This is a genomic window from Streptomyces sp. NPDC048696 (assembly GCF_043198895.1).
In the GTDB taxonomy this organism is placed as follows: Bacteria; Actinomycetota; Actinomycetes; order Streptomycetales; family Streptomycetaceae; genus Streptomyces.
The window spans coordinates 121683-144855 of sequence record NZ_JBICVJ010000006.1; the positions used below are offsets into that span (position 1 = coordinate 121683).

Here is a 23173-nt window from a genome sequence, read left to right on the forward strand (position 1 = left end):
TCACTGGACCCGTAATTGAGGATCATTGCGGACCAGGTGGACACGCCCGTCGTGTGGGGGATTGACCGATCGCGAACGTGGCTGGAACTGTGCCCCCGTCGACACAGATCAGACACAGATCGCGCACACATGGGTGTGCTCGGATCTCGCGCCAACCGGCGTGCGTACACGGGGGTGTTCACTTGTCTGTTGTCCCGTTCGGGCTGCCCGGAAGAGGAAGCCCGGGGTCCCGGTCACGCCGTACGGGTGGTGGGCGGCGCCGGGCCGGATCGCTGGCCGCGCTGCTCGCCCTCGCCCTCGGCGTCGGTCTGCCCCCGAGCGCGGTCGCCGCGCCATCGGGTCCCGGGCGGCCGGGTTCCGGGCCGGCCGACGTGGCCGCCGCGATCAGGGCCGGTGACGCCAGGAACGTCAAGGCCGCGGCCACCGCCGGTGACCCGGCCGGGCGCCCGAAGGGGGCCGTGGCCAAGGCGGTCGCCGAGGCCAGGCGCACCAAGAGGGACGTGCAAGTCACCGAGCTGACCGACGAGTTCGCCACCACCTATGCCACCCCTGGCGGCAAGCTGCGCACCGAGCAGCACACCGAGGTGCAGCGGGTGAAGCAGGGCGGCGCCTGGCGGGCGCCCGACGACCGGCTCGCCCCGCGCGCCGACGGCACCTTCGCCCCGGTGGCGGCCCTCGACAGCCTGGTGATCTCCGGCGGCGGCAGCGGTCCGCTCGCGACGATGACCGCCAAGGACGGCAAGCAGCTCTCGGTGAGCTCGCCGTTCCCCGGCGCGCTCCCCAAGCCCGCCGTCGACGGCAACCGCGCGCTGTTCCACGCGGTCGCGCCGGACACCGACCTGGTGGTCACGGCCACCAAGGAAGGCGGCTTCACCACGGTCGTGGTCCTCAACACCCCTGCCGCAGCGGCCAATCCGGCCGTGCGGAAGCTGACCTTCCGTACCGACACCAAGGGTGTGCGGCTGACCGCCGACAAGAGCGGCACGCTGCGCGCGACCGAGGGCGGGCAGACGGTCTTCACCGCGCCGACGCCCCGGATGTGGTCCGCGTCCGCGCCCTCGGGCACGGCCACGGCGTACACCGGCGAGCGCCGCGCGACCACCGGCCTGGCGGCCACCCTAAAGCCCAAGTCCCCGGCCGGCGCGTCCGGTTCGCACAGCACCGTCGACGGGCCCGCCGCGAACGCCCCCGCCGCCGACATCGCCGTGCGCACCACCGGTGATGTCACCCGCGCGGCCGCGCGGCCCGACCGGCACTCGGGTGCGGTCACCCTCACCCCGAGCGCCGCGCTGCTCGACGACAAACACACGCCCTACCCCGTGTACGTCGACCCGTCCTGGTCGAACGACTCCCGGGGCAAGAGCCACCACGCCTGGGTCATGCAGGCGCACACCACGACCGGCAACTTCGACCGCACCGGCAGCGCCGACCGCGACCACCCCGGTATGGGCTTCCAGGGCTGGGAGACGCAGACCGGCATCGAGCGCAGCCTCTTCGAGTTCGACCTGAACGGCTACGCGGGTGCGACGGTCAACTACGCCAATCTGCGGGTCGCCCAGTACATCTCGTCGGACTGGTCCTGCACCAACACCTACCCGGTGAACGTGTACCACGCGGGTGCGTTCGACGGCGGGATCAACTGGGGCAACCACCGCACCTACGAGTGGGTCGACGGCAAGAACGTCCCCGGCAACGGCACCCAGAAGGAGTGCTACGGCGACATCCCGCTCGACTTCAACATCACCGCGCCGATGCGCAACGCACTCGGCGACACCGGCACCCCGCTCGCCTTCGCGCTGGTGGGGGCCGAGGGCGGCGGCGACAAGATGGGCTTCAAACGTTTCTCGTACGACGCCACGCTGTCCACCGAGTACGACTTCACCCCCAACAAGCCGGGCAACCCCCACATCACCCCGACCACACCCCACCGGGTCACCGGCGCGGACACCGACGCCTGCTGGGACGCCCCCGTCGGCAGCTACGGCTGGGTCACCGACACCCGCGCCACCCTCACCTCCAAGGTCAGCAGCCCCAACCAGGGCCAGCTCACCGAGTACGTGAGCATCTGGGACAACGCGACCGGCGGCAATCTCGTCCACCAGAACTGGTCCGGATTCGTCGGCACCGGCAACGACGCCTCGTACACCCTCCCGTACGGCACGCTCCAGGACGGTCACTACTACGGCTGGCAGACCCAGGGCGACGACGGTCTGCTGCGCGGGCCGGGCAGCGACACCTGCCACTTCGCGGTCGACACCACCCCGCCCGTCTTCAAGTTCGGGGACTTCACCGACCCCGACACCCAGTTCCCGCCGTCCGGCAACGGCCAGACGACCAAGCTGCGCCTGGGCCAGGAGGGCCGCATACCGATCGCGGCGTACGACCCCAACCCCTCGGGCAAGCTCGCCTCGGGCCTGGCGTGCGTGCGCTGGAGCTACGACGCGCAGTTCGCGACGTACGACCAGAGCTGCGGCACACCGCTGAACGCCACCGAGATCAGGACCACGCCCAAGCACTGGGGCACCAACATCCTGTACGCGAAGGCCTACGACGAGGCGGGCAACAGCTCCCAGACCGCGTCCTACGCGTTCTACGTGCCGTGGGCGCCCGGCCCGGTCGCGTTCGGCGACACCACGGGTGACGCCCGGCCCGATCTGCTCGTTCCCGACGACGCCGGCAACCTGGTCACCCACGGCCGGGCCACCGACCCGGGCAACCCGAGCGTCCCGGCCACCGGCGTCGCGGCGCGGGCCGCGCAGGCGCCCGAGTACGAGGCGACGGGGCGCACCTGGAAGGACTACCGGGTGAGCCACCGGGGCTCGGTCGACCCGGGGGTGAACACCGACGACCTGGTCGTGCACCGGGACGGGGTGGGCGGCGCCCAGGGCGGCAAGAGCCTCTACTACTACGCCAACACCCAGTCGGACCCGGGCCGTTTCACGCTCGGCACCAAGACGAACGTGGCCCGGGTGAACTGCGCGGGCGGGAGTGCCGCCTGCCCCGGCTTCCACTCCGGCACCGGTGACAGCTGGCAGTACACCAACCAGATCACCCCGATCGGCTCGCCCAAGGACGCCCGCACCCCCAGCCGCGACATCGTCGGCGCCACCGGCGTCCTCGCCGTGGAGTCCGACAACCTCTGGTACTACCCGGCCAAGTCCAACGGCACGCTGGCGGCCCCCAACCTGGTGGCGGCCGGGGGGTGGAACGACGTCGACCTGATGGTCCCGGGCAACACCCTCGCCATCGGTTCCACCGACGCGGTGGCGCCCGCGCTGTGGATCCGGGCGCGGACGGACGCCAACGGCCGCGCGGCCGGGGACATCTACCAGTACCGGCTGACGACCGGGGTGCGGGCGGACACGTACACCACGGTCACCGGTGTGACCGCGAGCCCGGCGGCCCGGATCGGCTGGGGTGTCACCACCACGCACCCCGTCGGCTCGGACGGTGACCTGACCGACGACGGTATCCCCGACTTCTGGGCTGTTGCCGACGACGGCAGGATCCTGCTCTGGCCGGGAGCCGCGACCGGCGGCGCGGTCGACGGCTTCAACGGCTACCACTACCGCGGCAACACCCAGGCGCCGACGGCCCATTGGCCGCTGGCGGGCGACGCGACGGCGCTCCCGTCGGACCAGAACGGCACGGCGACCGCCGTCACCTATGAGTCGGACACGGTGGACGGCCGCGCCAACACCAAGGTGGCGGCCTTCACCGGTTCGCCCGACTCCGCGATCACCACGGGCAGGGCGGCGGCGGACCCGCACTCCAGCTTCACCGTCAGCGTGTGGGCGAAGCAGGACAAGAGCGGGGTCGTGGCCGCGCAGGAGAACACGCGCGGCAGTGCCTGGATGATCTACGGCGAGCCGGGAGCCTGGCGCTTCGCCATCGCGTACGCGGACAACGACTCCTGGTCGTACGACTACACGTACGCCCTCGGTCAGGCCGTCACCTTCCAGCCCGGGGTGTGGACCCAGCTGACCGCGAGCTACAACGCGGCGACGGGTCAGATGAGCCTGTACGTCAACGGCACGCTGGCGGGCAGCGGTTACCACGCCGCTTCCAGTACGCCGCCGGTGACCGGAGGCGTGGTGATCGGCCGCTATCGCGACAAGGGCCAGCCGAGCGCGCCGATGGCCGGCCGGGTCAGCAACCTGGCCGTCTACAGCACCGCGGTCGCGCCCACGGTCCAGGGCGAGATCCGCTTCGCCACCAACGCGGACCGCTGCCTGGACCTGCCCGGCGGCGACGCGGCCGCGGGCGTCCAGCTGTGGACCTGCAACCGCACCCCGGCCCAGGCGTTCTCGGTCAACCCCGACGGCACGATCACCGCGGGCGGCCGCTGCCTGGACGCGGGCGGCGCGGGCACGGCCAACGGCACGGCGGTCGGCATGTGGTACTGCAACAACGGCGGCAACCAGCGGTGGCTGCCACGCGCGGACGGCAGCATCTACAACCCGGTCTCGGGCCGCTGCCTCGACATCACCTGGGGCGACGCGTCCATAGGCGTCCACCCGGAACTGTTCGACTGCAACGGCACACCGGCCCAGAAGTTCTCGGTCCCGGGCTTGTCCACCCCGGTACTGCCGGTGATCAACCCCTGACCCGGACGCAAGGGGCCCGCGACGCGCTGTACGCGTCGCGGGCCCCTTGCTGTTCCCTGGGGACGGCCCCGGCTCACACCGGTTCCGGCTGCGGCTCCGCTCGCAGCGTCGGCGCCGCCTTCGGTTCCCAGCGCTGGGTGGTCCGTACGTAGCCGTAGATCATCGAGGCCGCCGCCAGGATGACGAGGGGGCCGAACGCCCACGGATGTCGGGCCATTTCCAGCGGCAGGAAGCCGTACGTCAACAGGAGCGCGGTGAAGACCGCCGTGCCGTAGGCGACCAGCTTGACTCCCGAGCGGTCCCAGCCTCGGTCGTAGGTACGCATGGCCGTCTCGACGGTGAGGGAGAACACCACACCGGCGACGAGGTCCACGCCGTAGTGATAGCCGAAGCCCAGCGTGGCGCTGAGGGTGGCGATCAGCCAGAACGTGCCCGCGTAGCGCAGCAGGCGGGGGCCCTGGCGGGAGTGGATGAAGATCGCGGTGGCCCACGCCGTGTGCAGGCTGGGCATGCAGTTGCGCGGGGTGATCCCGTCGTACGGCACCGCGTGCGGGACGCCGATCGGCGGCGGCGTGTGCGGCCACAGGTTGGCCACCGCCCACTGCACGCCGCCGGTGCCGGAGGCGCCCGGGCCGTAGGCGAAGACCGGTCCGACCACCGGGAAGATCATGTATACGGCCGGTCCGAGAAGGCCGATCACCAGGAAGGTGCGCACCAGGTGGTGGCGCGGGAAGCGGCGCTCGCTCGCCACGTTGCGCAGCTGGTAGAGGGCGACGACGACCGCGGCCACCGCGAGCTGGGCGTAGACCGAGGCGAGGACATGGGTGGCGACCGGTCCGGCGGAGTTCAGTATGCGGCCCGCCACCCACGACGGGTTGCCCAGTGCGTGATCGGCGGTCGCCACATAGGGGTCGAGCACGTTCGGGCGGGTCTTCGACGTGATGAGCAGCCAGGTGTCACCGGTCTTGCGGCCGGTCACCAGGAGCAGCCCCAGGCCGACGCCCTTCAGCAGCAGGGCGCGTTCCCGGCCGGTGCGGCGGGTGATCGCGAAGGCCGCACAGCCCAGCATCGCCCACAACGCGCCATTGCCGAAGAAGTGCCCCTCGGGCACGTTGGCGTCCACCGCCCAGCGCACCAGGACGAAGACGACGTCGATGCCGATTGCGGCGCCCAGCGCGATGAACCGTTGCCGCCAGGTGAGCACCACCATCATCAACGCCAGACCGCCGTACAGCGGCCCCGGTTTGGGCGCGAAGACCAGCTCTCGCGCCTGGGCGGTGATCGGCCCCGGCACGCCGGCGCAGCGACGCGCGACGATCTCCACGGTGATGAGGAACCCGAAGGCCACCACACCCGCCGTGGCCCACAGAATCACGCGTGGCCGACGCCACTGGGCGAGCTGCATTCTGCGGCTTATTCGCGGAAATCTCTGTGAATCTGTAGGTATCAATTGTTTTGCCGATTTGTGTGGATGCTATGTGAGTGGATCACCCTTTGTGTGGCACAGCGTCGTTCTCCGCTCCGGTGAAGGAAGGGTGATGCGGGTGTGTCGAGAGGTCGATCATGCCATTGGAGCGTTTCGGGTGGCTTCGCGGGTACCGCCCAGCCTGTGCGCGGGCTGTGGTGGATCTTGCCGCACGGGTGGATCTCCCAGACCGGGGCATAGCGCTCCGCGGCCGATGGCCGAAGTTGCCCCCCTGTGAAGCCATGGCTCCGCGGTGGCATGTTTGCATATGTTCATGATCATTAACACACAGGAAACACAGGCGACAGCCGAGCCGCGGACCTACGTGGACCGCGTCCTGGAGCACTGGCACAAGGACGAGGACGCCGAGGCGCTCGTACAGGGTGAGCAGCGGCTGACCCGGGGCGAGGCGCGGCGGCGGCTGTTCGCTCTGGGGCACGCGCTGCGCCGCCAGGGGCTCGCGCCCGGCGACGGGGTGGGGCTGTTCCTGGCCAACCGTGTGGACTCCGTGCTGGTGACGCTCGCGGTCCATCTCATCGGCTGCCGTGTCGTGTTCCTGCCGCCCGAGCCGGGGCCCGGCGAGCTCGCCGCGCTGGTCGAGCAGTCCAGGGCGCGCGCCGTGGTCACCGACCCGCTCTTCGCGCGGCGGGCCGCCGACGCGGCCGACCGCAGCGTCCACGCACCCGTGCTGCTCAGCCTCGGGCCCTGCGAGCGGCCGTGCACGGACCTGCTGGCCGTGGCTGCCGAGTGCCCCGACGTGCGCCCCGACGACGTGCCCGCCCCGGGAGCGGACGAGGCCGTCACCGTCCTCTACACCGGCGGCACCCTGGGCCGTCCCAAGCTCGCCGCGCACAGCCACACGCTGTACGACGTGGTGGTCGACATGGTGGACGGCGCCTCGCAGGACACCCCGTCCACCGGCTTCTTCCCGGCCATGGACCCGGCCACGGACCGGGTGCTGGTCTCCACGCTGCTCACGCACGGCAGCGGCCACCTCACGTCGATCCAGGCGCTGGTGACGGGCTCCGCCCTCGTCGTGCTGCCCGAGTTCGAACCGGGCGCGGCGCTGACGGTCATGCGGGAGGAGCGGATCACCGCCACCATGTTCGTACCGCCCATGCTGTACGCGGTTCTCGACCACCCGGAGTGCGAGCCCGGCCGACTCCCCGCGCTGCGGCGGATCGTCGTCGGCGGCGCGGCCACGTCGCCGAGCCGGCTCCAGCAGGCGGTCGACGTCTTCGGGCCCGTGCTCAGCCAGGGCTACGGGCAGTCGGAGGCGCTCGGCATCGCCGCGTTCGGCGCGGAGGACCTCGCCTCGGAGGGGGCGAGGCGGCCCGAGCTCTGGCGCAGCTGCGGTCGCGCGATAGCCGACACCGAGATCGAGATCCATGCCGAGGACAGCACGGCGGCGCTGCCCGTGCGGCAGGTCGGCGAGGTGTGCGTACGGGGCGAGACGGTGATGCTCGGCTACTACGAGGACCCGGAGCGCACCGCGGAGGCCCTGCGCGGCGGCTGGCTGCGCACCGGGGACATCGGCTATCTCGACGCCGAGGGGTACCTCTATCTCGTCGACCGGGCCAAGGACATCATCGTCACCGGCAGCACCAGCGACAACGTCTACTCCCGTGTCCTGGAGGACTTCCTGCTCACGTTGCCCGGCGTACGCAACGCGGCGGCGCTGGGCGTACCGGACGAGGAGTACGGGGAGGCCGTGCAGATCTTCCTCGCCACGGCCGAGGGCGCCGATGTCGACCCGGACGTGGTCGCCGCGGCGGTGACCGCCGAGTTGGGCGACCTGTACACGCCCCGCAAGACGGTCCTGCTGGACCAGCTGCCGACGACCAAGGTCGGCAAGGTGGACAAGAAGGCGCTGCGCGCCGCGTGGACGAACGGGGCGCTCAGCAGGCCGTAGTCGCCGCGGCCGCCGCGTGAGCGGATCGTCGGCTGGGAGGGCGCGCCGACGATCCGTCCCGCGGATCGGTCTCAACAGCGGGCGAGCGTGCCGCCGTCCAGGGTGGATTTGTCGCCGACCACCCAGCCTTCGGTGTTCGTGCCCGCGATACGGACGTAGATCCACTTGTTGGCATAGGCATTGGTGACGTAGCAGTGGCCCGCCGCGCTGCTCGCCCTGACCGGCTGCGCCCTGCTGCGGATCAGCCTGCTGCTGTGCCGAGCCTGCGGCATGAGCATGCCCATCGACTCGGCCGCCGTGGAGACGTGGGCGGAGCACATCGCCGGCTCATCGGGGTTCGCGGAGGTCGAGCACACCGTGGAACTCACCGGTCTGTGCCCGGACTGCCGCTCCAACTGACCGGACCTGACGAAAAAAGGCCGGGCCGGACGGTGCCGTGGCTGCGACCACCGTCCGGCCCGGAGTGTGTCGGGCCGCTGTCTCAGGCCGTCCGCTCGTGCTCGCAGCCGTCTTCGATGCCGTAGGTCTCCCACGAGGGGAAGTCGTCGGCGGCGGGGACGACCTCACCGGGCATCAGCAGGCAGGCGTCCAGCGCGGCGCGCAGGGCCTCGGCGCGCAGTCCGGTGCCGATGAAGACGAGTTCCTGGCCCTGTGCGGTCTCCGGGCCGCGGGCGCCGGACGGTTCGAACCGGGCGACGGCGCCGGCCTGGGACCACAGCCCCGTCACCCGGGGGCGGCTGGCGAGCCGGAAGAACCCCTTGGAGCGCAGGACCCGCCCGAAGGCGCCGCTGTCCAGCCCCTCGGTGACGAAGGTCCACAGACGCCCGGGGTGGAAGGGCAGGTCGGAGCGGAACACGAGCGAGGAGATGCCGTACTCCTCGGTCTCCGGCACGTGGTCGCCGTTGAGTTCCTTCACCCAGCCGGGGGCCTGCTGCGCCCGCTCGACGTCGAACAGACGCGTGCCCAGGACGTGTTCGAGAGGAACCTGTCCGTGCACGCCCGGGACGATCCGCGCCTGCGGATTGAGCCGGGACAGCGTGGCGCGGAGCCTCTGTGCCTCTTGCGGACCGACCAGGTCGAGCTTGTTGAGGACGATGACGTCCGCGAACTCGACCTGGTCCATGAGGAGATCGCTGACGGTGCGCTCGTCGTCCTCGTACTGGTCGAGGCCGCGCGCGACGAGTTCGTCCCCGCCGTCGAGCTCCGGCAGGAAGCCCGCGGCGTCCACGACGGTCACCATGGTGTCCAGGCGCGCGAGGTCGCCCAGGGTGGCCCCGTCGTCGCGGGGAAAGGAGAAGGTGGCCGCCACCGGCATGGGCTCGGAGATGCCGCTGGACTCGATGAGCAGATAGTCGAAGCGGCCCTCGCGGGCGAGCCGGTCGACCTCCTCCAGCAGGTCGTCGCGCAGGGTGCAGCAGATGCACCCGTTGGTCATCTCGACCAGGCGCTCCTCGGTGCGGAACAGGGCCGGTTCTCCGCCGCGCACCAGCGCGGCGTCGATGTTGACCTCGCTCATGTCGTTGACGATGACCGCGACCCGCAGGCCTTCGCGGTTGCCGAGCACGTGGTTGAGGAGGGTGGTCTTCCCGGCTCCGAGGAATCCGGAGAGAACCGTGACCGGCAGGCGCTCGGTGGGCGTCATGCGCTCAGCCCTCGGGGCGGATGAGGCCGCGCTCATACGCCTTCACCAGGCGCTGCGGGACCTGGTGGACGACGCCGTCCACGGTGATCGGCACCAGTTGGGGCGTGCTCGCCTTCCACTGGGCGCGGCGGTGGCGGGTGTTGCTGCGGGACATCTTCCGCTTGGGGACGGCCATCGTGAGACTCCTTGGTCCGGTTCCTGACATGCAGAGGCTATATGAAAATGGATCCCATTCTCAATATTGCTGTGCGTGGCGGAACTGAGGGCCGTTTCGGCCCTGTTGACCGGCGAGGGGTGCCCACGGATCGGCAGTGCGCCGAGCGCGAGGTGGCGGGGTGAGCCCCTGAGGGAGCGCGCCGAGCCGGTTTCGGCGTGACGCTCAGCCTCTCGGGTGTCCGCGTGCGGAAGCCCGCGAGCCCCCTTCGCGGGCCCGCAGGGTTCCGCACGCGGCCTAGAGCGACCCGGAACGCTCACGGCATCCATGGGCGACGGCCTATGGCTCACGCGCCCGGGAGGCCGCCCGGCCGTACCGGCTGTGCCGTCGATTTCCCGTCTACCAGGACGACTTGGTCACTCCCGGCAGGAGTCCGGCGTGAGCCTGCTCGCGTGCCCGTACGCGGGAAAGTCCGAACTTGCGCAGGTAGCCGCGCGGGCGGCCGTCCACGCTGTCGCGGTTGCGTACGCGCGTGGCGCTGGCGTCGCGCGGCTGGCGCCGCAGCTCCGCGAGGGCCGCGTCCCGCTCGGCCGGAGTGGAGGCCGGTCGGCGGATGATCCGCTTGAGCTCGGCCCGCCGGGTGGCGTACCGCTCGACGATCTCCTTGCGCTTCTCGTTCTTCGCGATCTTGCTTTGCTTCGCCATCAGACCTTCCCTCCTCGTGCGCGGATGCGCGCCACGGCGGCCTCGATGCCGATCGCGTCCACTGTCTTGATCGCCTTGGTGCTCAGGGTGAGCCGGACGTGCCGCCCCTCGCTGGGCAGCCAGTAGCGCTTGTGCTGGATGTTCGGGTCGAAACGGCGCGGGGTGCGCCGGTGGGAGTGGGAGATGGTGTTGCCGAATCCCGGCTTGGCGCCGGTTAGTTGGCAGTGGGCCGACATGGGTGCTGCCGCCTTTCTCGCTGGCTGGGCATGGTGCCAAGGGTACGGTATTGGAAATGAAAACCGTTGCCATATACTAGCCCCATGGCACGCACCGAGATCCGCCCGATCATCAAGCTCCGCTCCACCGCGGGCACCGGGTTCACCTACGTGACGCGCAAGAACCGGCGCAACGACCCCGACCGCCTGGTGCTGCGCAAGTACGACCCCGTGGCCCGCCGGCACGTCGACTTCCGCGAAGAGCGCTGACCAGCCCGCTTCCGCTGAGAGCGCTGACCACCCCACCGACTCCGCACCCCCGCCAGACCCCAGAGCATCGAGAGGTCCTGCCATGAAGCCCGGAATCCACCCCGCCTATGAGCCCGTCGTCTTCCGCGACTCCGCCTCCGGCACCGCTTTTCTCACCCGGTCGACGATGACCAGCGACAAGACCGTCGAGTGGGAGGACGGCAACACCTACCCGGTCGTCGACGTGGAGATCTCCTCGGCGAGTCACCCCTTCTACACGGGCACGGCGCGGGTCCTCGACACGGCCGGCCGCGTCGAGAAGTTCCAGCGCCGCTACGGGGCCCGCTGATGGGCGGCGACCATCGGCTCCCCGTCGTGATCGTCGCCGGGCTGCACGCCGAGGCGCGCAACGAGGTCGTCGAGCGACTCCTGCGGACCGTTCCGGGGAGCGTGGCACTGCACCACGACCTCGCCGGAGCGGCCGACGGCACCGTGCTCCGCCTCGTCCGCGACGCCTCGGGCACCGTCTCCCGCGGTGAGACGTCGCTGGTCAACGACTGCGCGTGCTGTGCGCTGCGCGAGGACCTGGTCCCGGAACTGGAGCGGCTGGCGGACAGCGGTCCGACTCGCCTCGCCGTGGTCGAGCTGTGGGACTCGGTCGAGCCGAAGGCCATGGCGGAGGTCATCGCCGGACACGGCGGAGACCGCCTGGCCCTGACGAACGTGATCACCGCCGTGGACCCCGCGCTAGTCCTGCCCTGCCTGGGCAACGGCGACGACCTCGCCGAGGCCGGCCTGGCCGCCGCCCCCACCGACCAGCGGACGGTCGGCGACACCTGGGCCCGGCAGTTGGAGTACGCACCCGTCCTCGCCGTCGTCGACAACGACGAGGCCGACGACGAGGACCACGCCCTCCTCGCGCAGCTCCATCCCACCGCGCGGCGTGTGCCTGCCGGTTCCGGCGAACTCGCCGAAGCCGCGTTCGCCGGCTTCGACGTCGAGGCCGCGGCAGCCGCCCAGCACCCCGCCTGCGCGCTGCTGCCCCAGGACGCCGACGAGGCGGGCGTCGCCACCTTCGTCTGGCGCCGCCACCGGCCGTTCCACCCGGAACGGCTCTACCGGGCGCTCGAAGACCTGTGCTGCGCCGCCGCCCGCAGCCGCGGCCGGTTCTGGCTCGCCGACCGCCCCGACAGCATGCTCGCCTGGGATGCGGCCGGCGGAGCGCTGTGTGTGGAGAACGCGGGCCCCTGGCTGGCGTCCCTGCCGGACGCCGCCTGGGAGATGGTCCCGCCCCTGCGCCGCGCGGCAGCAGCCCTCGACTGGCACCCCGAGCACGGCGACTCATGCCAGCACCTCGTCTTCACCTCGCCCGGTCTCGACCGGGACGGGCTCGAACGCCTCCTCGACTCCTGCCTGTTGACGGACGCCGAATACGAGGCGGGGCGCGAGGAGTGGAAGCACCTGCCCGCAGCCTTCGACTCCCTGCTCGACAGCGCCTGATCCCCTCCCGCTCGATACCTCCTGATCCCCTCCCGACCGCCTGATCCCCTCCCGAAACCGAAACGCCCACCCCGAGGAGACGCCGCCATGGCCCGACGCCCCGACCCCCGCAAGCCCGTGAAGTCCCGGCCCAACCCGCTCGACGAGGCCGGTATCACCTACATCGACTACAAAGACACGGACCTGCTCCGGAAGTTCATCTCCGACCGCGGCAAGATCCGCAGCCGACGTGTCACCCGAGTGACCGCCCAGCAGCAGCGCGCCCTCGCCACCGCCATCAAGAACGCCCGGGAGATGGCCCTGCTGCCGTATTCGAGCCGCTGAGGTCCGGATGAACATGACGACCGTCGGCCGACGCGCGCCCGCCCGCGCCGGCCGCGTTCGCCGCACCGCGGCGGACGAAGAGGGAGGGGCGCGGCGGGCGGGGCGCGGCGGGCGGGGGCGACGGCACCACCGTGACCCGCATAGCGCGAAGGATCGACTCGGAGCGGCGGCGGCGCCGAGCGAGCACCGGCACGGTGGCTCGCCGCCGGTCGGGGCCGTAGTCGTCGCAGTGTCCGCCGGGCCGTGGCCGGAGCGGCGGTTCGGGTCCGTGGCGTCCAGCGGACGAGCGACACAGCAGGCCCGCAGCCTGCCCGCGGCCGCGCGATGTCCGCAACCGCGGGCCCGGTGGCGCCCGCAGGAGTGCGCGCACCACCGGCGGATGCATCACAAGTGCGCGTTCTGTTCTACGCGTTCGGGTCCCAGTCTGCGAGCTGTTCCATCGGCGTGGTGTCGCCGGTGTTCTCCAGGCCGTCGAGCGGGACGCGCGCGTGAGAAGTAGAGGACCAGTTCGCTCGCTGCGCCTCGCATCGCCAGGTCGCCCGGCTCCGCGTCGGCGGCGAGGTCGCCGCAGCGGACGCCGTCGGCGTCGAGGGTCAGGCGCCAGGAGCGGCCCTCGGTCGCGTGCAGGTCGACGGCCGCCGGCGTGAACGGCCAGGGGACGGTCGTCGCCGAGACGGTCGTCAGGAACTCGTCGACACCCTCTACCGCGACCTCCGTCGGCAGCGGCTGTGCGGCCCCCTGGGTGAGCTGGACGTCGTAGGTGTGGACGGCGAACTCCTGGATCTGGTGCCGGGCCAGGGCTCCGCTGGTCTGCGGGGCCCGCGAGCGGCCCCACCAGGTCCAGCAGCCGCGGTCCGGGCCGGCCTCGCACAGCGCGTCGAGCATGAGCTCGGTCGACTCGGCGAGCCAGGCGTCCAGGGCTTCGCGGTCGCGGGGCGCCGTCGGGGCGCCCTTCGGGTCCGTCTTCGCCGGCGGCTCAGCGCCCGGGCCCGCCGCGGCGATGGCGGCCTGGCGACGGCGGCCGTCGCCGAGGTGCTGCGCCAGTTCGCGCAGCGTCCAGTCCGGGCAGCTCGGGACCTGGACGTCAAGGTCGGTGGCGGACGCGATCGCAGCGCGGAACGCGGCCGAGCGGTCCTCGATCAGCCGCAGGACCTCGGGAACTCCAAGATTTTTTGCACGTCGGTTGTGTATCGCGGCGCTCCGACCGCCGGGTAGCGAATTTGTCGGACGAACGCGTCGACGGCCGGGCGAATCACCGGCTCCGAAGCCGCCCTGAAACTCAACGCACTGCCCGCCAACGGCGACGTCGACCGCTACTGGACCTACCACCTGAGCCAAGAGCCCCAGCGCACCTACCCGGGCCCGCTACCCACTCGCTGCTTGCCCCACGAAGTCACTCCCAGCAATCAGCGCCCTCTAGCAGCAGCGGCGAGCGCCGCACGAGGCTCTTCGCCGTGGAGCTGGTCACTCGGTCCGGCTTGCCGCTACAGCCAATCCCGCCGCTTGAAGATGAAGTACAGGCTCACGCACACCAGCGCCATCAGCCCGATCGCGAACGGATACCCGAACCCCCAGCTCAGCTCGGGCATCTTGCGGAAGTTCATGCCGTAGATCGTTCCCACCAACGTCGGCGCAAACAGAATCGCCGCCCAAGACGAGATCTTCTTGAAAACCTCTGGTGCACCTCGTTGACCTGGGGGTTTGACCCCGGCAGGCACTCTGGCCTGTGCAGGAAGATCTTTCGGGGGCTTTCAGCTTCGTGCGGTTTTATGTAGCTGATACTCCCCACGCGCTCCCCGGCGGCGCGGAAACTCCCCTGATTCTCCCCAGGGAGGTCGCCTCGGCAGCGCTTCGGACGCCTGTAAGCGCTGTCGCAACCAGGCGCTTCACGAGGGTTCCTGTGAAACTCGGCGTAACCGTACCGGTGGGCGTCCGCTACGTGTCGTGCGTGGGCGCATGCCTCTGCCGGCGTCGTACATCGGGTGGATCCGATGAGCGCATTTTTCCAGCTTCGCGGCAGTGGGCTGCCTCAAGAAGGACCCCACCAGCGGCAAGCGGGAGCGCACCACCCGCTACGGGAAGGGCTTGCGGTACCGCGTCGCCGGAATCCCCGGCGAGCGGACCATGTCGTTCGACACGCTGGAGGACGCCAAGGCGTGGCTGGGCAGGGCCGGAACCGACAGCGAACGCGGTGAGTTCGTCGACCCACGTGACCCTTCCATCACGCACCCGGCACACCCTCTTCTGGACGGAGGGTGCGCCGGGCACGGTCAAACGCGTCGACGAGCGCGTACGCTTTCACATCCTTCCGCACCTCGGCACGGTGGGTCCGAGGGACATCTCGGCGACCGTCCTGCGCGGTTGCATCGCCACGCTCGAAGGCGAGTGCGCGCCCCGCTATGCCCGGCAGATCCTGACGACCCTCTCGAACATCTTCGCGACGGCCATTGACGACAAGCGCCTCGGATATTGCGGGATCGGGCCGGGTTTGTTGTTCGGCCCTGGGGCGTGGGCGGTCTTGGCGAGGTCGACCGGGTGCGGTCTCGGCGGCAGTGCAGCGGCCGCGGAATCCCTGTTGAGGAACGCGCTCAGTTCACCGGTCGTGCTCATCAGAGGCGCCGCTGACGGGTTCCGGGGACGGGGCGCGGATCAACGGCAGTGCTCCTGGTGTCGCGGTGCCGCGGGCGGAACTGTCCGCGGCCCCTCACCCTGGTCGCGGCGGGCCCGGCCGGGGACCGGTCGTGCAGGACCGCTGCGAGCACCTCGGCCACCGGGGTGGAAGCGGCCGTAGTGGTGCAGCGCGATCCTCTCGGAGTGCTGTGCGTTGAGCAGGTGGATCATGCGTGCCGCTCCGACTATCAGGAGCAGCGTGATGACGATGGTCAGGGCCGTGGTCATGGCGGTCACATCCCCACCAGGAGGCGATCGGGGCGGGCCGGCACGGCGGCGTAGGCCGAGGAGGTACCGCCCTCGTGCTCCCATGCTTCTTCGAAGCCCCGCAGTCGGTCGGCTGCTGAGGCGCCGTGCAGGGCTTCGTCGCCCGCGATGAGCGCGCTCGCGGTCAGGGCCAGGCCCGCGGGGTCGCTCGCGGCGGCCATCAGCCGGGCGGCCGCGGCGGCGATGGTCTGCGGCGGGATGACGAGAAGGTCCCAGCGGTCGACTCCGTAGGACAGCACCAGGAGTTTGTGCGGGTCCTGCTCGGTGAACCAGCCGGCCTTCACCACGTGTCCGGTGACGGGGATCTTGCGGGGGATGACGGGCCAGTGCTCAGGGTTGACGGCGATGCGGGTGATCCGGCCCCACAGGGGGTCGAGTACGTCGATCAGCGCGGGAAGTTCACGCAGCAGATCGCGGGAGCGTGGCCACCAGGCCCCGTCCAGGAGCCCACGGGAGGCGCCCGCGGGCTTGAGCGCAAGGCGGACGTTCGAAGCTGCGGGGGGATCGCGCTGCGCCAGAAGGAGGTCAGTGGTCGCGGACATGGCGCGAACCCGTCTCCGGGTCGCCATTCGTGGACAGCGGCCCGGGTGTTGTTGCTCGCCGAGAACGACGCCGACGCTGTGGCCGGGGTGCGAAGTGCTCTCGGTGTCTCCAGCGTACTCCCAGGCAAGGGCCAAAGGACCGGCTGGGGCACCGAGGTTCGGTTCGTCATCGAGATGTCACTGCGTTGGTGCTTGTGTTGATCTCCGGGACCGAGTTGGCGCCCTGATCGGTGACGTAGGCGAAGGTGACGGCCGGGTCGACGGCCACGGCGACCGGTCAGGCGGTCAACGGCGGGTGAGCCGGCGTTCGCCGCCTGCGCCCTGCTTGTGGGGCGGCCGTAGTGCCGGAAGACCGCTTCCTCCTGTTCGACGGGCAGGACGTCCATGCCGATCGAGCGGCGGCCCTTTGTCGGCGCCTTGTCGTAGGCGATCTTGATCTGGCCCGGCCCGACCGTCGCGATGTCCAGGGGGACGAAGACAAGGTGGTGCCGGGTGGGCAGGCCATCCGGACGGTGGCCGTGGCCGGGTCGTCAGTGCTGGTGTCCGCGTAGACCGCTTCCGGCGTGCCGATGCTGTACCTGCCGATGTCCCTGGCGCGGGGCACGTGGGAGAGGAGGGAACGGAAGGCCGGTCCGTAACCTGAGTTCCAGGTACGGCGCTCGGCCGGTCCCCCTCCACGGGATGCGCCGGACATCAGACGGAAGCCCCGTCCCCGGCAGGTATCGCGGCACTGGTCAGCGAGGCGTCGGGATCCGGGGTGTCTGTTCGCCAGCACAGTCCTGGGCGCCGTTCTCCGGACCGGGCCGAGACCAGATGCGGGAACAACTGCTGTGCCGGAGTGTGAAGTTCGAGGTTCGGGCTACTCGCCCGGTGTCCGGCAGGCATGCCCGGGACGAAGGCGCCGGAAGGTTGGAGACACAGCCCCCGGCGCCGCCGGTTCACCGCTCATCTTCGCTCTGCGGCCGGGTGGCGGCGCCGCGCATGGCGCAGGGCGCGTCGCATCGTGGCGGGGAGCGGTTCGCCGTCCGTCGTGATCGCGGAGCTTGACGTTGCAGTGCTGCGACCCGTCGTGGCCAGTGCGCGGACGCGGCGGTGGCGGACGGTGCTTCAGCCGCAGCCACCGGTAATCCTTCACAAGGCCGCCGGGGCCCGGCTCGCGGCAACGGCGGCAGATATTCGGGCGCACCGCGCAGGTGCCCCTTCAGGCGACAACGACGAGGACTGTCATGAACATGGGACGCACGATCAGGAACCGCACGCAGACGGTCACCGGCAGGATCAAGGAGTACGTCGGCCGAGCCACCGGAAACCGGCGCCTGCGGCGCGAGGGCAGGGCGGACCGTGTTGCCGGGAACCTCAAGCAGTCCGGCGAGCAGGTCAAGGACGCCTTCAAGCACTGACGGCGGCCATCAGCAGGCCGCCCCCGGTCACGGCACGCTCAACAGGTGGTCGGCGCCATCAGGTGCCCTCTTCCTCCAGGGGCGTGCTGGCGCGGGTCGTGCCCGATGCGGCGGCCGGTGTCCGGCCGGGCGTGGTGGGGGCGGCGCCGAGAGAGAGGAGGGCCACGTCGTCCGCGGGGCCGACGGGGAAGGTTGCCAGGAGCGAGGTCAGGTCGTCGATGATCGCGGCGGCGCCGAGTGCCGTGTTGGCGGCGGCGTGGTGGGTGAGGTGGGCGGCGAGCCCGGTCTCGTCGAACCGTGCGCCGTGGGAGCTGCGGGAGGCGATGGACACGTCGGGCAGAACGCCGATGAGCATGCCCCCGGTGAGGTCCACCCGCGCCGCGCGGGCAGGCCCGTCGCGCCGGACCGGCTGGAGGTGGAAGACGGACGGGTGGCCGCCGCCCGTCATGGTGATGGTGAAGCCGTGGGCGGGGTCGGGGGCCAGGGTGCAGAAGCGGCTGTCGGCAGTGGGGTGCGACAGCAGGGCGGCGTACGAGGCGATCTCCGCCCGGTCCCGCTCGGCCCGCTCCCGCGCGGCATGCTCGACGTCCACCAGTTCCCGCTCCACGCGCAGCATGCGCAGTGCGGAGAGCCGCAGTTCGAGCTGGTCCATGACCAGCGCGGCCAGATCGGTCAGGGCAGCGGTCTGTTCGGGCGCGATCCGGCGCGACCGGGTGTCCAGGACGTCGACGGTGCCCAGTCGGTGCCCGTCGTGGGTGGTGATGGGCGCGGCGGCGTAGAAGCGCACCCGCATCGGGCCGGTGACCAGGGCGTTGGCACGGGCGGCCGCATCGTGGAGGGTGTCGGGGATGACCAGGGGCTCGTCGGTGAGGATCGCCGAGGTGCACAGCCCCGGATCCCGGCCGGTCTGGGTGACCCCCTCCAGTCCGTACGCGGCTTTGAACCAGACCGGGTCGGCGTCGATGATCGTCACCGTCGCCACCGGGGTGTCGAAGAGGCGGGCGGCCAGGGCGGCGATCCGGTCGAACGCCCCGTCGGGCGGGGTGTCCGGGATGTCGTAGCGGCGTACGGCTTCGATGCGCCGGGCCTCCTGCTCCGGCGCAGGCCCGGCGCGCGGCGGGTCCGGTAATTCCTCGGGCCGTGGTGTTCCGTCGGCTTCCAACCGGGCCGGCACCCCCTGTGCTCTCGTGCAGCGGGCTTGCGCCCATGGACGGCTGGCGGGGACGGTCAGACCACCAGTCCGACCAGGGGTTCGGAGTCGTCGACGAAAGCGCGGGCGATGTCGGACAGGCGGCGGTTGTGGGCGCGGGCGTAGCCGCGCAGGGCGGTGAATGCCTGTTCCATGTCGATGCCGTGGCGTTCGGCGAGTTTGCCTTTGGCCTGTTCGATCAGGATGCGGCTGTTGAGGGCGGTCTGGAGTTGTTCGTTGAGGACGGTGCTGCGGTGGGTGGAGCGTTGTTGGAGGAGGCTGATGGTGGCGACGTCGGCCAGGGCCTGGGCGATGGAGGTGCTGCCCGGGTCGAAGGGCCCGGGGTCGGTGTGGAAGAGGTTGAGGGCGCCGACGACTTCGTCGCGCAGGCGCATGGGGAGGGCCTGGACTGCCCCGAATCCGTGGTGCCCGGCCTGTGTGGTGAAGCGTGGCCAGCGGTCGGTCTCCGTACGCAGGTCGGGGACAGCCACTGGTGTTCCCGTGCGGTAGCAGTCCAGGCAGGGGCCTTCGTCGTTCTGGAGCTGGAAGAGTTCGAGGAGGCGTACTTGTTCGTCGGAGGCGGCCATGACGCGGAGTTCGCCGTCGCGGTCCGCGAGCAGGACGCCTGCGGCGCTCGCGCCGAGCATCCCGACGCAGCGGTCGGTGAGCAGGCGCAGGAAGTCGATCAGGTCGAAGTCGGCGACCAGGTTGTCCGCCAGCTCGACAAGGGTCTTGGCCAGGAGTCGCTCATTCATCGTCTACACCCTTGATGGAGGTCGGCTGCGCCCGAACGTGCCGGGAAACGTGGGTAATTCAGTGGGCCGTGCGAGGGAACCGGTCGTCCTCATCGGCCCTCCTCGGTCCGCTTCGGCTCCATGTCCGGGGAGAAGCGCAGGCGGTGGGCGACTATGTCGGAGGCCACGTCGGCGAGCCGGTGTCCGTGGGCGAAGGCGTGCGCGCGCAGCCGGATGAACGCCTCCTCGATCCCGACGCCGAGCTGAACCGTGAGCACGCCGGTGGCCTGGTCGATCTCGGCCCGGTACGCGCCCAGGTCGTCACGGCGCCTCACTGTCCCCGTATCGCCGGACTCGTCGATCCGGGCGTCGAGCAGGAGCAGCGTCGCGGTGTCGGCGAAGGCCAGGGCGTCGGCGAGCGCCTCGGTGCCCAGCTCGACCGGCACCCCGGCGTACAGGTCAAGGACCCCCGGGCTGATCGCCCCGATCTGCAAGGGGAGCGCGAAGACCGCCCGCGCGCCCGCCTCCAGGGCCGCGTCAGCGAACACCGGCCAGCAGTCCTGGAGTTCACTGGCGAGCAGGTCGGGCGTCAGGATCGCCGAGCCGTGGGCGAAGGCATCCACGCACGGTCCCTCACCCAGGGTGAGCTGGAGTTCCTCAAGCCGTTCACTGATCTCGTCGGTGCTGCACAGTGGATGACTGGCCGTGTGCGGGAACATCGCGGACAGGCCGGCGCCGCTGACCGGCAGCTTGGCGACCGCAGCGGTGCACACGTCCACGACCCCGACCCGAGCATCGCGCAGGGCCGCCTGCTGGGCGACGAGCGCCTGGATCCGGGACGACCGGCTGTTGGGCGTCACGCGGCCCTCCGGTTCCAGCTGGGGTGTGGAGGTTCCGTCGGCCTTACGAAGGTTCGTTTCGCGAAGCGGAGAATCAGAGCCCGGAGCGGCGGTGGACCGGTCGGGTGCCACACCGCCCCGATGTCCTGCCAGCCTGCGGACCGGAGGCTGGCGAGGGTCGGCAGGTCGGCCGGGTCCACCAAGGCCGCGCCGAGCGATGCCCGGCGGCCGGTCAGGAGCCGTTCCTGCAGTCGGCAGGCCAACTCCTGACCCACACGGTGCGGGCGGACCAGGATCTTGGAGATCGCGAAGACGTCGCCGGAGGCGGTGAGTTGCTCGACGTCGTATGGGAGCGTTCCGTCGAACCCGAACCACCACCGGCCGTCGCATGGAACGGGGAACCCGAAGGCACACCCCACCAGGCAGTCGGTCTCCGCGATCACGAGAGCGAACCCCGGTCGCCGGATGTCGGCGGCGAGGCGACGCAGGAAACCCGTCCGCCGGAGGCTGCGGTACTTCTCGCCGGTCGTCGTCTCGCAGGACTCCGTGCAGAGATCCGCCAGGTCCTCTCTCAAGTCCTGGGCCCGCCGGCGGCTCACCCGGAGCAGCCGCACCGCGGCCATGAGGTACGGGTCGTCTTTCCTGGGCCTGTGGGCTTGTTCCGCCCGGGGCCGACGGCTCACAGCACACCATCCGTGACGCAAGGTCCCAAGGGCGCGAGCCGGCGCAGCGCTCCGCGGCACGCTGTGGGTGGCGAAACCGGTGTCGCGGCGAGGGGACTGTCCCCAAGAGGAGGGGATTGCTGTACGAACGGACCCTCCAGGAAGAGGAATTCGGTGCTCGTGATCCCGACCATCGAAGCCAGCATGGGTGGCGGATGGTGCAGCCGCAGGGATCCGCCGAGCGAGGTGGTCCGCTGCGCCGCGCAGAGGAAGGCATTGAGCCCGCTCACGTCGCAGAAGGTGAGCGGGGTGAGGTCGACGTCGATCGTACGGATGCCGTCGCGCAGGCACTGTTCGAGGGCCTCGCGCACCTGCGGGACGGTGTCCAGGTCGATCTCGCCTGCCAGGGTGATCAGTGACCGTTGCCTTCTGTCGTGGCGGTAGACGTTCAGCTGGGGCAGGGGCATGACGCCTCGGTTCGGTAGACCCGCCGGGCAACGCCAAGCGGCGAAGCCGGACTCGCGGCCGCTCTTGGCACGCTGTCGACAGGGGTGCGCTAACGGCGGAAGCGGACCGGCGGCTGGTCCGACAACCCGTGTACTGGAAGCGGGACCCGCACGATTCACTTCAGGAGATGCGTCGGCGACCGGACGAAGGGTCCGCTCCCCGAGCCTCAGTTCGGAGCAGCAACATGTCCGCCGGGGTCTGGGACGTCCACGCAACAGCATAGTCCCGGCTGTCCTCGCCAGGACTGCTCCCATAGACCCTGAGCAGTGACGGTTTCGGCAACGCCACGCCCTATATGCCGTCGGAGTAAGGGAATTGAGGCGCGGGGCTGCTCGGCGCCGACGTTCGCGGGTTCCGGCGCGCTCCGACCGGGCCGATACGCCTTGGAAGTGGTACTGCGCAGCTTCCGTGGGCCGCTGGAGGAGGGGGCTCAGCCGGGCCGGGGCACGACGAGCGCCTCCTGCACCGTGGCGAACATCGAAACCAAGGGAGTGACGCCGCCTGCGGCCAGGATCTTCCGGTGCCATGGCCGGACACAGACCAGCCCCAGCGCACCACCGCACTCGCTCACCCGGCGGTGTGCCCTGTGCAGCAGTGTCAGGGCGGCGCAGTCGAAGAAGACCACCGCCCGCAAATCCACGATCAGCCGGGCTCCCGGCAGGGCAGTCGCGACATCGAGGGGCGCCTGGACTGCCGCAGCGGTGGTCAGATCGATCTCTCCGTACATCTCGACCACGGTGGATCCCTGCATCAGACAGTTACGCGCGCCACCCAACACCTGTGGAGAGTGCCCAGCGACGAGAGGAACGGGTTCCGGTAAACCCGGCTGAACGATGCTTCCCACAGTAGCTCCCCACCCACAACGTCCCCCGCAAGAGCGGGAGTTCACGGTCATCGGGTGCAGCCACCAGGTGTCTGGGGTGATGCGTTCAGCACCTTATAAACAGACAAAGGAGAAGAAACGTGCAAGCAGGTAAGCGTTCACCCTCAAGAGTGAACGGCCGTATGTCTCCGGGTACAGGCGTACGCGAACGGGGCGTGCCATGAGGGGAGGCGGTCCTCGAAAGTCCTCGTCCGGTCGGCAGGTGCCGTGCTTGGACCGGACACCCAAGGTGGCCGGACATGGCCTTCCACGGTCCGAACGCCCCTTCTACCCTGGGCATCAGGCTGAACACGTCCGCGCGCACCAATCGCCATCGCGCCGGTCGTGCCCGGCCCCGGCTCCCAGCCCTGAGCCCGCATCATCGTCGAGGCCCGGCTGGGGCCGCATTGCCGACAACGCAGCTCCAGCCCCCCGGTCCTTGCGGCAGACGTGACCGGGGCACTCCCGCACCCCGGCTGCCCCCAAGGACCCAGCGCGGGGATGCGAGGAGGGGAGCCTTGTATCCCCGCGCCCGCGGCCGCATGACCGCGCCTCGCACAATGGAGCGCGTTGACGCTGGCACTGGCGCAACGACGCGAGCGGACTCGCCACGAGCCTCGGGGTGGCGGGCGGCGACGTGCGGGCGCACCGCGATCGGATACCTTGCGCCCGTCATCTACGAACAGGGATCAGCCACGTCGATCACCACCGCTGACAACCGGTCTCCA

Annotated in this window: 22 protein-coding genes and 1 pseudogene; 8 read left to right on the forward strand and 15 right to left on the reverse strand. The window is 70.7% G+C overall.

From position 1 onward, the window contains the following. The first annotated feature begins 182 nt into the window (after positions 1-182). Positions 183-4607: a ricin-type beta-trefoil lectin domain protein gene (locus ACGFRG_RS14455; RefSeq protein WP_393263894.1), complete on the forward strand. Its 4425-nt coding sequence runs from the start codon at positions 183-185 to the stop codon at positions 4605-4607. Positions 4608-4680: 73 nt separating this feature from the next. Here the strand turns inward: ACGFRG_RS14455 and ACGFRG_RS14460 are convergent, their stop codons facing one another. Then, on the reverse strand, positions 4681-6012 hold the full coding sequence (locus ACGFRG_RS14460) for a phosphatase PAP2 family protein (RefSeq protein WP_393263896.1): 1332 nt from the start codon (positions 6010-6012) through the stop codon (positions 4681-4683). A gap of 334 nt (positions 6013-6346) precedes the next feature. On the opposite strand from ACGFRG_RS14460, the gene ACGFRG_RS14465 reads away from it, so the two are divergent. Then, entirely contained in the window at positions 6347-7984 is a 1638-nt protein-coding gene (locus ACGFRG_RS14465; protein WP_393263898.1) for a class I adenylate-forming enzyme family protein, read from the forward strand. A gap of 71 nt (positions 7985-8055) precedes the next feature. Here ACGFRG_RS14465 and ACGFRG_RS14470 read toward each other — a convergent pair whose 3' ends face one another. The 5 genes from ACGFRG_RS14470 to rpmB form a co-directional block, all read right to left on the reverse strand. Next, positions 8056-8304, reverse strand: coding sequence for a hypothetical protein (locus ACGFRG_RS14470; protein ID WP_393263900.1), 249 nt, complete (start codon positions 8302-8304; stop codon positions 8056-8058). Positions 8305-8465: 161 nt separating this feature from the next. After that, complete coding sequence (locus ACGFRG_RS14475) at positions 8466-9626, reverse strand: GTP-binding protein (RefSeq protein ID WP_393263902.1); 1161 nt, start codon at positions 9624-9626, stop codon at positions 8466-8468. A gap of 4 nt (positions 9627-9630) precedes the next feature. Next, entirely contained in the window at positions 9631-9801 is a 171-nt protein-coding gene (gene rpmF / locus ACGFRG_RS14480) for a 50S ribosomal protein L32 (protein ID WP_361424820.1), read from the reverse strand. Between the two features lie 378 nt (positions 9802-10179). Further along, positions 10180-10485 (reverse strand): 30S ribosomal protein S14, encoded by a 306-nt coding sequence (rpsN, locus tag ACGFRG_RS14485; protein WP_393263904.1) that lies wholly within the window; start codon positions 10483-10485, stop codon positions 10180-10182. After that, entirely contained in the window at positions 10485-10721 is a 237-nt protein-coding gene (rpmB, locus tag ACGFRG_RS14490; protein WP_361424826.1) for a 50S ribosomal protein L28, read from the reverse strand. The genes rpsN and rpmB overlap by 1 nt, the downstream gene beginning before the upstream one ends. A gap of 84 nt (positions 10722-10805) precedes the next feature. On the opposite strand from rpmB, the gene rpmG reads away from it, so the two are divergent. From rpmG to rpsR, 4 genes are all read left to right on the forward strand, one after another. Continuing rightward, positions 10806-10970 carry a 50S ribosomal protein L33 gene (rpmG, locus tag ACGFRG_RS14495; protein ID WP_361424829.1) on the forward strand — a complete coding sequence of 55 codons (165 nt, stop codon included), beginning with the start codon at positions 10806-10808 and terminating at the stop codon, positions 10968-10970. A gap of 82 nt (positions 10971-11052) precedes the next feature. Next, positions 11053-11298: a type B 50S ribosomal protein L31 gene (locus ACGFRG_RS14500; protein WP_041132231.1), complete on the forward strand. Its 246-nt coding sequence runs from the start codon at positions 11053-11055 to the stop codon at positions 11296-11298. After that, positions 11298-12449, forward strand: coding sequence for a GTP-binding protein (locus ACGFRG_RS14505; RefSeq protein WP_361424833.1), 1152 nt, complete (start codon positions 11298-11300; stop codon positions 12447-12449). The genes ACGFRG_RS14500 and ACGFRG_RS14505 overlap by 1 nt, the downstream gene beginning before the upstream one ends. Before the next feature lie 87 nt (positions 12450-12536). After that, positions 12537-12773 carry a 30S ribosomal protein S18 gene (gene rpsR, locus ACGFRG_RS14510; protein ID WP_393263907.1) on the forward strand — a complete coding sequence of 79 codons (237 nt, stop codon included), beginning with the start codon at positions 12537-12539 and terminating at the stop codon, positions 12771-12773. Positions 12774-13157: 384 nt separating this feature from the next. On the opposite strand, the gene ACGFRG_RS14515 is transcribed toward rpsR, so the two are convergent. The 3 genes and pseudogenes from ACGFRG_RS14515 to ACGFRG_RS14525 form a co-directional block, all read right to left on the reverse strand. Continuing rightward, positions 13158-14102, reverse strand: coding sequence for a maleylpyruvate isomerase N-terminal domain-containing protein (locus ACGFRG_RS14515; protein WP_393264397.1), 945 nt, complete (start codon positions 14100-14102; stop codon positions 13158-13160). Positions 14103-14257: 155 nt separating this feature from the next. After that, a pseudogene (locus tag ACGFRG_RS14520) lies at positions 14258-14449 on the reverse strand (CorA family divalent cation transporter); the annotation flags it as partial. A 1227-nt stretch (positions 14450-15676) separates the two neighbouring features. Then, positions 15677-16252 carry a DUF5994 family protein gene (locus ACGFRG_RS14525; protein WP_361424841.1) on the reverse strand — a complete coding sequence of 192 codons (576 nt, stop codon included), beginning with the start codon at positions 16250-16252 and terminating at the stop codon, positions 15677-15679. Between the two features lie 341 nt (positions 16253-16593). On the opposite strand from ACGFRG_RS14525, the gene ACGFRG_RS14530 reads away from it, so the two are divergent. Together ACGFRG_RS14530 and ACGFRG_RS14535 are read left to right on the forward strand one after the other, a co-directional pair. After that, complete coding sequence (locus ACGFRG_RS14530; protein ID WP_393263909.1) at positions 16594-16803, forward strand: hypothetical protein; 210 nt, start codon at positions 16594-16596, stop codon at positions 16801-16803. 681 nt (positions 16804-17484) lie between these two features. Beyond that, a complete protein-coding gene (locus ACGFRG_RS14535; protein WP_361424844.1) occupies positions 17485-17652 on the forward strand; it encodes a CsbD family protein in 168 nt (55 codons plus the stop codon). A gap of 58 nt (positions 17653-17710) precedes the next feature. On the opposite strand, the gene ACGFRG_RS14540 is transcribed toward ACGFRG_RS14535, so the two are convergent. From ACGFRG_RS14540 to ACGFRG_RS14565, 6 genes are all read right to left on the reverse strand, one after another. Continuing rightward, on the reverse strand, positions 17711-18814 hold the full coding sequence (locus ACGFRG_RS14540) for a GAF domain-containing protein (RefSeq protein WP_393263911.1): 1104 nt from the start codon (positions 18812-18814) through the stop codon (positions 17711-17713). A 65-nt stretch (positions 18815-18879) separates the two neighbouring features. Next, a complete protein-coding gene (locus ACGFRG_RS14545) occupies positions 18880-19596 on the reverse strand; it encodes a GAF and ANTAR domain-containing protein (RefSeq protein WP_361424850.1) in 717 nt (238 codons plus the stop codon). Between the two features lie 89 nt (positions 19597-19685). Then, the gene (locus ACGFRG_RS14550) at positions 19686-20435 is read right to left on the reverse strand and encodes an ANTAR domain-containing protein (protein ID WP_393263913.1); all 750 of its coding nucleotides are present in this window, start codon (positions 20433-20435) and stop codon (positions 19686-19688) included. Then, positions 20432-21037, reverse strand: coding sequence for a hypothetical protein (locus ACGFRG_RS14555; RefSeq protein ID WP_393263915.1), 606 nt, complete (start codon positions 21035-21037; stop codon positions 20432-20434). Before ACGFRG_RS14555 ends, ACGFRG_RS14550 begins: the two co-directional genes overlap by 4 nt. A 56-nt stretch (positions 21038-21093) precedes the next feature. After that, positions 21094-21543 (reverse strand): STAS domain-containing protein, encoded by a 450-nt coding sequence (locus ACGFRG_RS14560; RefSeq protein WP_361424859.1) that lies wholly within the window; start codon positions 21541-21543, stop codon positions 21094-21096. Positions 21544-22013: 470 nt separating this feature from the next. Further along, on the reverse strand, positions 22014-22319 hold the full coding sequence (locus ACGFRG_RS14565) for an STAS domain-containing protein (protein WP_393263917.1): 306 nt from the start codon (positions 22317-22319) through the stop codon (positions 22014-22016). Positions 22320-23173: the final 854 nt, after the last annotated feature.

What these genes read in the sequence shown, in the direction of transcription:
- ACGFRG_RS14460 (WP_393263896.1), bottom strand. Translation starts at nt 6,012, where the DNA reads ATGCAGCTCGCCCAGTGGCGTCGGCCACGCGTGATTCTGTGGGCCACG.
- ACGFRG_RS14465 (WP_393263898.1), top strand. Translation starts at nt 6,347, where the DNA reads ATGATCATTAACACACAGGAAACACAGGCGACAGCCGAGCCGCGGACC.
- ACGFRG_RS14470 (WP_393263900.1), bottom strand. Translation starts at nt 8,304, where the DNA reads ATGTGCTCCGCCCACGTCTCCACGGCGGCCGAGTCGATGGGCATGCTC.
- ACGFRG_RS14475 (WP_393263902.1), bottom strand. Translation starts at nt 9,626, where the DNA reads ATGACGCCCACCGAGCGCCTGCCGGTCACGGTTCTCTCCGGATTCCTC.
- rpmF (WP_361424820.1), bottom strand. Translation starts at nt 9,801, where the DNA reads ATGGCCGTCCCCAAGCGGAAGATGTCCCGCAGCAACACCCGCCACCGC.
- rpsN (WP_393263904.1), bottom strand. Translation starts at nt 10,485, where the DNA reads ATGGCGAAGCAAAGCAAGATCGCGAAGAACGAGAAGCGCAAGGAGATC.
- rpmB (WP_361424826.1), bottom strand. Translation starts at nt 10,721, where the DNA reads ATGTCGGCCCACTGCCAACTAACCGGCGCCAAGCCGGGATTCGGCAAC.
- rpmG (WP_361424829.1), top strand. Translation starts at nt 10,806, where the DNA reads ATGGCACGCACCGAGATCCGCCCGATCATCAAGCTCCGCTCCACCGCG.
- ACGFRG_RS14500 (WP_041132231.1), top strand. Translation starts at nt 11,053, where the DNA reads ATGAAGCCCGGAATCCACCCCGCCTATGAGCCCGTCGTCTTCCGCGAC.
- ACGFRG_RS14505 (WP_361424833.1), top strand. Translation starts at nt 11,298, where the DNA reads ATGGGCGGCGACCATCGGCTCCCCGTCGTGATCGTCGCCGGGCTGCAC.
- rpsR (WP_393263907.1), top strand. Translation starts at nt 12,537, where the DNA reads ATGGCCCGACGCCCCGACCCCCGCAAGCCCGTGAAGTCCCGGCCCAAC.
- ACGFRG_RS14525 (WP_361424841.1), bottom strand. Translation starts at nt 16,252, where the DNA reads ATGTCCGCGACCACTGACCTCCTTCTGGCGCAGCGCGATCCCCCCGCA.
- ACGFRG_RS14535 (WP_361424844.1), top strand. Translation starts at nt 17,485, where the DNA reads ATGGGACGCACGATCAGGAACCGCACGCAGACGGTCACCGGCAGGATC.
- ACGFRG_RS14545 (WP_361424850.1), bottom strand. Translation starts at nt 19,596, where the DNA reads ATGAATGAGCGACTCCTGGCCAAGACCCTTGTCGAGCTGGCGGACAAC.
- ACGFRG_RS14555 (WP_393263915.1), bottom strand. Translation starts at nt 21,037, where the DNA reads ATGGCCGCGGTGCGGCTGCTCCGGGTGAGCCGCCGGCGGGCCCAGGAC.
- ACGFRG_RS14560 (WP_361424859.1), bottom strand. Translation starts at nt 21,543, where the DNA reads ATGCCCCTGCCCCAGCTGAACGTCTACCGCCACGACAGAAGGCAACGG.